Raw genomic sequence first — 10,006 nt, 5'->3', positions numbered from 1 at the left:
ATCATTATTCTCTTTTAATTTGACATCCTGTTTCTCTACTATGATATTTAAACTATATTTTTTGTTATTTGGCAGGGGTATGATTTCCACTATCTTTGGTGCGCCTGCAATTTCTTTGCCGGCAGGCATTTTTAAAAACAGATACCTGTCTGTAATGCTGTACTTTTCTTTCAGGTATATTCTCAGTTTTTTAGGCAGCGACAGCCTTAAAGTTCCGTCCTGCAGTACAAAACCTTTATTGAGATATCTTATATTGAAATTTGAGTGTTTGAATTTAGGAGGTTTAGGATTTTCTATGACTCCTGTTTTCTTCAGTGCGTAGAAGGACTTCCAGCTGTCACCCAGCTGTTTCAATACTTCCTGTGCCGTCTGAGAAGGGAGGCTTTTATACCAAAAATGATCCTTTAAAGCTTTTTTCTGCCTGTACCAACTTGGATATTCCAGACCACTTTCTTTAGTCCAGTTTTTTCTCTCATAGTTTGCCACATTCCACAGTTTTGAGGCCGCATATGTTAAACATCCAATGATTATTTTTTCTTTTTTAGTTGGATTTAATATGAAGTTAACTACTCTTTTTATTTTGCTTACCCCCTTTCTTTTTGAAGTTCAATATATTTTCTTACAGCTTCTTCTGATATAGAACCTACCGTTTCTATATAAAAAGAACTGTTCCATAAATGCCCCTTATATAATTGTTTCTGCAGCTCAGGATATTTTATAAAAAGTTTTCTGGCACTTATGCCCTTTAACATTTTAACTATATATGAAGGCTCTATTTTAGGAGGTGCTGTTGCAAATATATGAACATGATCTTCCATGACTTCCATTGTTTGAATTGCAAATCCCTTTTCTTCTGCTATCTTTTTAAACAATGTTTTTAAGTATTCATCAACTCCATTTTTTAATATTTTCTTTCGATATTTTACACTCCAAACAATATGATAATTTACATTGTATACACAGGTTCTTGCATGTATTATATTATTTTTACTCATACATATAGTATATTATATATTACTCTATAATCCAAAAGAATAAAGGCTTTCAACATATACATATAGTAACTTTGATAGCAGCCTTTCATCTCCCCTTTGAAAATGGGAGGATTCTCGGCTATTTTCCTAAATCCAATCATTTCCTTAGCTTTTGAAAATGTAAGTTGCCTTGATGTTATGTTTGCTTGTTCATAAACAATCTTTAATATTGATTCTACATCCTCAGTATCCATTACTATAAAATCATCTGGATAATACATTGTATGTATATCTTCTTTTAATAAAAGTCTACAAAAGCCATGAAAAGTTGATATTAATCCCGTATCATTATCACCTATCACTGTTCTTATACGTTTTTTCATCTCCTGTGCAGCTTTATTTGTAAAAGTTACACATAAAATATTAGCAGTAGAAATACCTAATTCATTTACTAAATAAACGTATCTGCTTGTTAATGCTTTAGTCTTTCCACTCCCAGCTCCTGCTATTACACGTATATATCCTTCTGTTGTTGTAACAGCTTCTTTCTGTGCCTCATTAAGTCCTTTAAGAATATTTATGCTCATATAAGATCCCCACCCGACATAATATATACATTAGCTATATAATTAATTATTTTAATCTATTTATGATAATATTATAAGATTTTTGTTGACAATTTAATTCCCATGAAATAAATATGTTCCTTTTTATTAACATAGGCTTTATAAGACTAGGAATTTAACATTTATATAGGTACTTTAACGATATAAATTTTTCTACTGTATAATTTTAAAATTCTATGATATAATATTAGTAATAAGAGGGTGGATTATGAATTTAGTCTGCTTTATAATTGTATATGGTATTATAAATAATAGATAGGACTTTGGAGAGACTATCTATTATTCTTTTTGGAATTATTTATGTTTACTTTGGTATCAGATGATATTTCATCAGGTCTCAAAGTAATTTTATTTTCGATTTTAATATCTGACTTTTTATTAGATAATGCCACTATACAAATAGCAGTTATTGAAAATAAACTGAAGAATAATATTAAATATCCTTCTGCCATAAACGCATCACCTCTTCTTCATACGCAGACATTATCAATCATAATCCACCCACAAATAAAGAAGAGGCAACCTTATACAATTTTCTTATTACATGTTAAATTATATCATACTCTGAAACTCTATTAAAGCCAGAAAAACAGAACAGCTGGCAGGATATGTATTATTCCTGCCAGCTTTCTATTTGAGTAATAAAATTTTATCTTGAACTGCCTGTTTAAGTACTGAGGCAAGTTTTTGATTGTCAACTTTTGAAATCTTGGAAACAGCATCGTTCACTGCATTTTGAAAGTCGGAATCATTTTTATTGGTGTCAGCTGAAAAAGACTGTACTTTCTGAACCGATCCTGCCGCTTCTTTTTCTTTCTCAAGAATATCGGCCTGTTCCTGTTTTTGCTGCTGTTCTTTCTGCTTCTGCAATTCCTGCTGCTCCCTCAGAAGCTCTTTCTGATTGTTTAGTTTCTCTGCCTCAGAATTGTTTCTTTCTATTTCCAGCTGCTGCTGTTTTTCCTGATCTTTTTTTACATTTTCCCATTTGTCCCTGCTTGGTCTAAGCTGGGCAGTCCTTTTGTCAAGTCTGTCTTTATATAAATTTGCCTTATCAATATCAATAATCTGTCCTATCAGGTAATTTATACTATCTCGCAGGCTATCTATAGCTTGTATGCTATCAACACTTGTATAAGACTGAGATTCATATTTCTCAAGTAACTTTTCAACTTCCTTTTCCCTTTGAGGTTCAGATTCCCTGTAAGCAGCTTCCTTTTGTGCCCTGGATGCAGCTTCGGCCTTTCTCTTTTCCTCTTCTATTTCATCAAGTATTGGCTTTGAAAACATATCCTGTAGTCCGCTGTTATAATCAACCTTTTCACCTGTTTGCGGATTTATATATTTATAAACCACCGTATCAGGCTTTTTAAATTCTATAGGTTTCAAATTCTGGTGAATCTTATCCATGTAATCTTTCCATATATGTCCGGGATACACGGCTCCATATAAATTGCTTATTTCCTCCGGCATGTCCGCCCCTACCCAAACAACAGTCGTATAATATTTCGTGTATCCGCAGAACCATCCATCCTTGTTGCTCGAAGTCGTTCCTGTCTTGCCTGCTGCTATCTGTCCGTTTGCAAGGGCAAGCTTATGGCCGGTAGCGTAATCTTCAGTAAGTACTCCTTTCAAAATATCCGTCATCATATAGGCGGATTCTCTGGTATATATTTTTTTCCTGCCAAGAGTTTTCTGATCTTTTACAATAATGGATCCATCCTGATATGTCATTTTTCTTACACAAGTAGTTTCCGCATATCCCCCACCATGTTCAAGTGTGGAATAAGCCCCTGCCATCTCCACCGGAGAAGTACCTTTTGTAAAACCACCTATTGCTGCTATTGAATTATAATCTTCCTTGTAGATTCCAGTGAAGTGCATATTTAGAAGATACGACATTAATTTATTAGGACCAAGCCTTGTCATCAATATATACGGTATTGTATTCAATGACATTTCAGTTGCATACCTTAAAGTTACGCTTCCAAAATAAGTTCTTTCATCATTCTGTGGTCCGCCTGGAATATATTGATCAACAACCCTTGATAATGGATGGTACTTATTATCAAAAGCTGGTGTATACACAAGAATAGGTTTTATTGCAGAACCCGGCTGTCTATAGGAAAGAAACGCCCTGTTGAACTCGTCATCTGTTCCTCTTCCCCCAACTATGGCGGCCACATACCCTGTAGCATTGTCAATACTTACGGCAGCTCCCTGTACATTATATTTATTTGTCTTCGAGTCTTTTCCTGTAAATCCTGAAAGCCCCGAATCCACACTATTCTGCAGCTGTTTCTGTTTTGACATTTCTATAGATGTGTAAATAGAATAACCTCCTGCCCTGACACGTTTGTCATAATCAGAATATGTGTAGCTGTATTTTTTCTGATACTTGGTCTTATCTACGTCGCTTTTAAATTCATATTTGAATTTAAATCCATCATATTTCATAAGATCTTTTACTGCATTGTCTATTGCAAAAGAAGTTACATAATTGTCCTTTGGCAGTTCTGGCTGTGATAGTTTTAATACAATCTCCTCTTTTACTGCACTGTCATATTTAACCTTATTTATATATTTCTCATCAAGCATTGCCTTTAAAATCAAATTTCTTCTTTTCAGTGTATTGGTTTTATTGGTTATGGGATCATATAGAGATGGATTATTGGGAATTGCAGCTAGAAAAGCTGTTTCAGACAAGGTTAAATCTTTGATGTCTTTCTGGAAATATCCCTTTGCAGCTGTCTCCACACCATAATTGCCCCTGCCAAAATATACGTTGTTCAAGTAGAATTCCAGTATCTTGTCTTTCGAATATTTGTGTTCAACATCCATTGCAAGCAAGGCTTCTTCTATTTTTCTATCCAAAGTTTTTTTATTTGATAAGAATACGTTCTTGACAAGCTGCTGGGTTATGGTGCTGCCGCCCTGTACGGCTTCCCCTTTATTTCTAAATATCTGTACAAGTGCTCTTGTCGTTCCCTTTATACTTATTGCACCATGTTTTCTAAAATCTTTATCTTCTATAGCTACAAAAGCATTTTGAATATTAGACGGAATGTTTTCAAGTGAAGTATAAGTATAATTTTGTGAAATGAGTTTGCTTATAACTTTATTATCCTTATCATAAATTGTGGTATACCCTTTTCTTTCAAAAGTGGAATCAATAACAAGTTGCTTTTTCTGATTTACATCAGCAATAATGGAATCTATTTCACCCTTATGGGTTCCATATGTAATTCCTGCACCTGCAGCCATCAATCCAAATATCACTGCAGATACAATAATTACTCTTTTATGTTTCACAGAGATTACCTCCTTGACATTTAATTATGATTACTTGATTTATGAAATATTATTTCTTCAGTTTGTAAGGTTCTAGGTATGAATTCCAGTCTGTTGCAGCAGGCAAGGGCATATTTGAAAAACAGATAAGCTTTTCTGAATTGAAGGGTTTTGTAATAACATAAGCCTATATTATAGATAAAATATGAATAGTAGCTGTCGTAGCCATTGTAGCCAAGTTGCAACAGTTTTCTAAACCCTTTAAGTGCTATATCAAAACAACTGAGCCTGGCATAAGAAAAATACATAAAATACATTTCATCAAGACAATTCGTTGAATCACCATCAATATTCTGCAGAATTGATATAACTTCAGAATACTTTCCTCCATCAAATAGTTCCTTTATCTTTTTAAAATTAAGATCCACTACTACTAACACCCCTATCAACTTTTTCTCTAATCATCCCATTATATGGAAAAATATTCATTTCCCTTAAGGATCATTATTTTATTTTTACTTTCTAAATCTGGAATTTTGTATTTGATAAATTCGAGAATTTCCTTTTTGGTTCCTATGATTGACATGGCTTGAGATTTGAAATTCGGATTATTTAGACATCCTGAAGAGAGTATTTTCAAATAGTACTCTATGGAATTGAGATTTTTAACATTAACAGTTACTGTGTCCATACCTTTTAGAAAATCTATGCTGATACTGCTTTTATCAGTGGACTTCTGTACATATATAACAAGTTTACATAGTAACTTTTCTATTTTCCTTTTGTCTTTTTCATTTTTATAGCATATGGCCATAATGATGTTTCGCATCTAAGCACCCCCAGTATCAGGCCAGTATTTATTTCATATTAAATACTACTACAGCATAAGGTACTTAAACTTTATTCATTATTGTAAAATTTTTATGGTCAAAAGTGGTTGAAAATTTAGTTGTTTTTTATATATGTTTTCGCTTTCATTATTTTTTTCCATATAAAAACAGACACCCTAAATGACAGATGCCTGTTTCACAATATAATTGACAGGAGATTTATTAATTGACTATCTTATGGTGGTTGCATTTAAGTTTACCGTGCCCTGCAACCACAGACACTAATTTACACTTACGATTATTTTAAAGGAGACAATTTATCTATGTAAAGTAAGACTATTTCTTTAGAATACTTATAATTACATAAAGTATTTATTACGTCTTAATGTCATATTAATAAACTATTTGTAAACATTATAAAAATATACACTAATTGATGTGACCCCAATAAGTTAGACTTTATTGCGTAGTAGTTTTTAACTGCTACGCAATTATTTTATGCAGCCAAGAGGCTGAGCCTGTATTCTACAGGACTCATCCATCCTAGTTTCTCTTTAATTCGTTTCTCATTATAATACTTTATGTATTTGTCTATTGTTTCTTTTAATTCATCATAACTATAATAAACTACACCATAATACATCTCTTGTTTCATAATTCCAAAGAAGCTTTCCATTACTGAATTATCATGACAGTTTCCTTTACGGGACATACTTTGGAAGATTTTATTCTCTTTCAACTTATAACTATAAGCCTTCATCTGGTAAGCCCAGCCTTGATCCGAATGAAATGTACGCCTGTATTTACAATCGCTTGTAATTTTTATAGCTTTATTCAAAGCATTCATTATATTCTCAGCAGATGGTCGCCTAGAAATACCATAACTAATTATTTCTCTACTGCACATATCCATAAATGGATCCAAATAGAGCTTCTTGATGATCATTCGTCCTCTGTCATCTATATCATAATACTTAAATTCGGAGGTGTCTGTTGTAATCTTTTGGTGTGGAATATGAGTTTCAAATCTCCTGTGAATTCTATTAGGAGCAACCCTGCCAACCTTGCCTTTATAGGAACTGTATTTACGGCTTTTTCTGGTAAACGAAGTAACCTGAAGACCTAGATTCTGAACAATTCGTTGAACACGTTTCTTGTTTACAATGTGTCCTTGTTTTCTTAATTCTCCATAAATTCGACGATAACCGAAATCTTTGTTTTTATTTCTAATTTCTAAGATTCTTTGCTCAAGATCAGCATTTGGATTTTTTCTATCAAAGCGTTTTTGCCAGTACATATAGGTTGCTTTACGAAAACCTGTGAATGCGAGAATATCTTTTAGTTTGAAGTATCCTCGGAGGCTGTGGATAATTCTCGCTGTTTTTTCAGAAGAGCTTCCTCCTCTAAACGCAGCCTCCTCAGTTCTTTTAAATAGGCATTCTCTATTTTCAATCGTAGTAATTCATCTTCAAGTTGTTTTATATGCTCAGCTCTTGTATCTATTGGTTTAATATCAACCTGTTTTTTTGGGTGAGAGTTCTTAGATGATTTCATTGATTTCTTCCGTCCTTTCGGCTTTGGTCTCAGAGCATCAGGACCCGCAATTCTGAAATCATTAACCCATTTGGTAATCAATGGTGGATTATTCATTCCAACTGATAAAGCTAGTTCCTGATAAGAAACTTCTGTTGTTAAATATAACTTTACCACATGAAGTTTAAATTCAAAAGTATATGTTTCATTTTTTCTGGAACGCAATAACCCTTCATCACCAAACTTTTTATAAGCAGTGATCCATCTTTTAACTATTGACTTGCCTATAATACTATATTTTTCTGCAAGGTATGTGTATCCACCTTCTCCATTCAAGTATGCATTGACAACTTCTTTCTTAAATTCGTAACTATATTTTGCCATAAAAAACTGACCTCCCATAAGTTAGATTTTTAGGTCTAACTTATGGGGGTCAGTTCAAATTTAACAGTGTCTATTTTTTGAGTATGAATATGCAAAAGTGTGGTACTAATTTAACTTTGGCTAATGGCTATAACATCAAGAATCCAATTTAACCAGCTTCTGACAGTTCTGGCTCTTCTTCCACGCGTATCATTATTCACTCTTTTTATATTACACTTTTCCATTATAGCAACTATATCTGATACAGATGGAACATTAAGGGTATTTAAATAAATTTTCATTGCATAGTTAAATACATTATGAGACAATATTAATTCAAACAAGTTTAAATATTTTTCTGTACTTCTCATTTCCATAATTTTTCTACCTTTATCGGAAATACTTATTGTACCTTTCCTCAATTGTCTATTTGCTAATCCCAAATAGGCACAAGCATTTGAATAATAATCAGCCTGTCTACTTACTATTCCAAAGTCTACAGTTATTTCCTCTTTTGAAATAAATTCTTTTTCTTCATATAATTTATTAATTATCCCGATAATATTTTCAAATGTATCTGCCTGGGGAAAAGGAATATCCAATGGTTCTTCTAATACCCTATTAGTCTTAATAATTTTAATAACATCATCAACAGTTATATTAAAATCATCTATCATAAACTTTCTAATCTTTTTCAATTTCAATGAATTATAATTTTCATCTTGTTCTACGTCATATATATAAAATGAAAATACATTATTTGAATATGTAAGGTAACATGGAATAACCGTCTTATTCACTTTATTGCTTATTAGTCTATATGGGTAATATAACTGTCTGGTTATAAAGTCTTTAAATATACTGTTTTTAGCTTCTAGTAGTAAAATTTTATCTCTGCCTTCAAAAGCAGCATCAACTTCGCATTGTGCTCTGTCTACCGATATTTTAAATTGATTATTTGAGATATCATTTATATAAAAATCAAATTTTCCGGAACTCATTCTGCCATTAAAAGTTAAATATACTTCTTCATCCTCCAATATATTATTGAAAATTTTTGATATGTATGCACAATTTATTGCATTAGCTTCTGAGTATATATTTTTGTAGTCAATGCCTTCTATCCATTCTGGAAAATTAATTTTTTCTATTTTTGTTTTTCTCTCATCATTAAAGTCTTGGTAAGCTCTAAATCTTCCTATTATATAATTCCCTCTAGTAACAGGTAATATGGATAATTTATTTTCGACAAATATACTCGGCAAGCTATCCTTATAATCAAATTTAGTCATCAACCTAGGTTCATAGTATTTTTTTATTTGTTCAGCACTAATGAAATATTGATTTTCTTTGTCTATATTTTCTAATATCCTAAGTTCTTCAAACAATTTCTCCCACTTTTTATCTATCTTTCTGTCCTTATTATCATTTCCCTTCCCCATAATTATCCCACCTATATATCATAGTTTCTAACCAATACTTCTTCGACTTCTCCTCTTTTAGATGCAATACTATTGATTGATCTATTGGCATTAACTATTTCAATATTATAATTATTATAAAGATTTCTAATAAATTCAGTGTTACTGTTTGATAAAAGAAATTTTATTTTCTTTTTATTTAATTCATCACAGACCTCTTTTAATTCAATCTGCTGATCTTTTCCAAACCCTCCCATAGTGTATCCTGTAAAATTGGAACTATGACTTACAGGATCATATGGAGGATCAAGATACACAAATGAATTTTTTTTAATTCCTTTTAGAACTTCTTTATAATCACCAGATTTTATTACAATATTATTTTCATTTAGAAATTTACTTACCGCTTTCAGAACTACATCGTTAACAATATTGGGGTTCTTGTATCGTCCAAAAGGGGTATTAAAATATCCTGCCTGGTTTACCCTATATAATCCATTGTAACATGTTTTATTCAAGTATATAAATCTACTGGCTTTTTTTATTTCCGACCAGTTTTCATATTCTTTTTTTCTGTCAGATTCTCTCATATTATAATAGAATTCTTCATCATTTGGATAAGTTTTTAGATATTCAATTAACTCTTCAACATTATTCTTTATAACATTATATGTATTTATTAATTCAGAATTATAATCATTTATAACAGCATTTTTAGGCTGCAGATCAAAGAAAATAGCTCCTCCACCCACAAATGGTTCATAATATTTATAATTACCTTTAGGTATATATTTACTTATTTCTTTAATTAACTGACGCTTTCCACCAACCCATTTTACAAAAGGTTGAACCAGTTTATTTTTCACAATAATCACCTACTTTTTTCTTTAATTAGCATACCTTCTTGAATATTATTTTACAATTAAAAAAGATATATTTCAAGAACATCTGTTTCTAATATAATTTTATAT

General features: G+C 31.7%; 9 protein-coding genes and 1 pseudogene. All 10 read right to left on the bottom strand.

The features are described 5' to 3' along the window. Positions 1–486, bottom strand: a pseudogene (locus J5G60_RS13165) (RNA-guided endonuclease InsQ/TnpB family protein); the annotation flags it as partial. 98 nt (positions 487–584) lie between these two features. Continuing rightward, the gene (gene tnpA / locus J5G60_RS13160) at positions 585–995 is read right to left on the bottom strand and encodes an IS200/IS605 family transposase (RefSeq protein WP_150358597.1); all 411 of its coding nucleotides are present in this window, start codon (positions 993–995) and stop codon (positions 585–587) included. After that, positions 992–1,561, bottom strand: a complete 570-nt coding sequence (locus tag J5G60_RS13155; protein ID WP_150358598.1) for a UvrD-helicase domain-containing protein — start codon at positions 1,559–1,561, stop codon at positions 992–994. Before J5G60_RS13155 ends, tnpA begins: the two co-directional genes overlap by 4 nt. Positions 1,562–1,872: 311 nt before the next feature. Next, positions 1,873–2,052 (bottom strand): hypothetical protein, encoded by a 180-nt coding sequence (locus J5G60_RS13150; protein ID WP_150358599.1) that lies wholly within the window; start codon positions 2,050–2,052, stop codon positions 1,873–1,875. A gap of 178 nt (positions 2,053–2,230) precedes the next feature. Further along, entirely contained in the window at positions 2,231–4,909 is a 2,679-nt protein-coding gene (locus tag J5G60_RS13145; protein WP_150358600.1) for a transglycosylase domain-containing protein, read from the bottom strand. Between the two features lie 20 nt (positions 4,910–4,929). After that, positions 4,930–5,316 carry a hypothetical protein gene (locus tag J5G60_RS13140; protein WP_150358601.1) on the bottom strand — a complete coding sequence of 129 codons (387 nt, stop codon included), beginning with the start codon at positions 5,314–5,316 and terminating at the stop codon, positions 4,930–4,932. A gap of 41 nt (positions 5,317–5,357) precedes the next feature. Then, a complete protein-coding gene (locus J5G60_RS13135) occupies positions 5,358–5,717 on the bottom strand; it encodes a hypothetical protein (protein WP_150358602.1) in 360 nt (119 codons plus the stop codon). A gap of 497 nt (positions 5,718–6,214) precedes the next feature. Then, positions 6,215–7,635, bottom strand: a protein-coding gene (locus J5G60_RS13130) for an IS3 family transposase (RefSeq protein ID WP_236035316.1) whose coding sequence is annotated in 2 segments (ribosomal slippage) — positions 6,215–7,149 and positions 7,149–7,635 — 1,422 coding nt in all. Because the reading frame shifts where the segments join, the coding sequence is not laid out codon by codon here. Between the two features lie 110 nt (positions 7,636–7,745). After that, entirely contained in the window at positions 7,746–9,056 is a 1,311-nt protein-coding gene (locus tag J5G60_RS13125) for a type II restriction enzyme (protein ID WP_442870524.1), read from the bottom strand. Positions 9,057–9,067: 11 nt separating this feature from the next. Further along, entirely contained in the window at positions 9,068–9,904 is an 837-nt protein-coding gene (locus J5G60_RS13120) for a DNA adenine methylase (RefSeq protein WP_150358605.1), read from the bottom strand. Between the last annotated feature and the right edge of the window lie 102 nt (positions 9,905–10,006).

The sequence above is a fragment of the Clostridium sp. HV4-5-A1G genome (genome assembly GCF_900184915.1).
GTDB classification, from domain to species: domain Bacteria; phylum Bacillota; class Clostridia; order Clostridiales; family Clostridiaceae; genus Clostridium_B; species Clostridium_B aromativorans.
This window is presented reverse-complemented; position numbering and strand designations above follow the sequence as displayed.

Bases quoted from the DNA above. Each gene is read 5' to 3' on its own strand.
- tnpA (WP_150358597.1), bottom strand. From the start codon at position 995: ATGAGTAAAAATAATATAATACATGCAAGAACCTGTGTATACAATGTA.
- J5G60_RS13155 (WP_150358598.1), bottom strand. From the start codon at position 1,561: ATGAGCATAAATATTCTTAAAGGACTTAATGAGGCACAGAAAGAAGCT.
- J5G60_RS13150 (WP_150358599.1), bottom strand. From the start codon at position 2,052: ATGGCAGAAGGATATTTAATATTATTCTTCAGTTTATTTTCAATAACT.
- J5G60_RS13135 (WP_150358602.1), bottom strand. From the start codon at position 5,717: ATGCGAAACATCATTATGGCCATATGCTATAAAAATGAAAAAGACAAA.
- J5G60_RS13125 (WP_442870524.1), bottom strand. From the start codon at position 9,056: ATGGGGAAGGGAAATGATAATAAGGACAGAAAGATAGATAAAAAGTGG.